Annotated in this window: 1 protein-coding gene; it reads right to left on the reverse strand. The window is 52.3% G+C overall.

All coding sequences use genetic code 11. The annotated features are described in order from the left end of the window. Positions 1–132: 132 nt before the first annotated feature. Positions 133–687: an NAD(P)H-dependent oxidoreductase gene (locus B2Y11_RS04600; RefSeq protein ID WP_291056781.1), complete on the reverse strand. Its 555-nt coding sequence runs from the start codon at positions 685–687 to the stop codon at positions 133–135. Between the last annotated feature and the right edge of the window lie 417 nt (positions 688–1,104).

Genomic DNA, 1,104 nt, shown 5'->3' on the forward strand with positions numbered 1-1,104 from the left:
ATTTTTATGCACTGCTTTGTCATGGGACTCCTTACATAGTTCGGGGTCCTATACACCGGAGAGAAAAATCAATAAAAGGCAATCAAAAAGCGTCCGTTCTCAAAAGAGAAGAGACGCTTTTTACATGGTCTGTTACAGAGCTTTCAGCCTTTCAGCCAGTTTGGCTCCATGGACCTGGCAGTCCTTGATGACCCGGTCTTTCACAAATTCCGGGCTCACGCCGGGGATGTAGGCGCAGCCGTTGGTGTAAATAGGTTCCTCATACTCCATACCGCAGAGAGCTGCAATCTGCTGGAAATTGTAGAGGAAATCCTCCATGGGATGGCCGTTGGGGCCGCCCACTTTGTACGCACTGGCAGGGGAACCGGTGGTAAAGGAAATCTGGAACTTCTTCCCCTTCAGCGCCGTGCCGCCCGTGCCATAGGCAAAACCGTGGGCAAAGACCTCCTCCACCCAGTGTTTCATAAGAGAAGGATAAGAATACCAGAAAATAGGGAACTGGAACACAATAACATCCGCATCCTTCAGAAGAGCCTGATCCTTCTCCACCTTTGGCTCCCAGCCTTCCTCATCCAGACGGAGCAGAGTAAACTCCGGCCCCTCAGCCTTCAGAGTTTCCAGAATGGTTTTGTTAGCCAGCGACTGATCCAGCCGCGGATGACCGGATACAACAAGAATCTTTGCCATAAGTAAGACCTCCCTGTAAAAATGACTGTGGTTCAAACTTACCTATATTGTAGCACAAGCGGGAGAGAAAAGGAGCCTTTGCTTACCGCTCTTAAACCATGAGCAGGGATGGAATTCTTTAGTGGGTTGGTGAGACAGCTATCCGCTATCCGCTGTCCGCTTACCGCTTACCGCTATGTTATGTGGCACTGAGACACAAAAGCAAATTCCGTAACGCCCTTGCCCACCCCTGGTTAAGGGGTGGGCAAGGGCGCAGCGAGCCGGAAGGGGTCAGCCGCCGAAGGCGGCATATAAAATCTGCGGCGTCAGCCGCCACCACAGCCCTCGGGCCCGTCGGGTCCGTCAAACCTGAGAACCCTCGCCCGCTTTGCGGGCGAGGGTCTTAAGAACCTTTTTCTAGGGAAGCGCTGATTAAAT

Source organism: Dialister sp. UBA1703, from assembly GCA_002320515.1.
In the GTDB taxonomy this organism is placed as follows: domain Bacteria; phylum Bacillota; class Negativicutes; order Veillonellales; family Dialisteraceae; genus Dialister.

Coding starts and splice junctions, on each gene's coding strand:
- B2Y11_RS04600 (WP_291056781.1), bottom strand. CDS start 687: ATGGCAAAGATTCTTGTTGTATCCGGTCATCCGCGGCTGGATCAGTCG.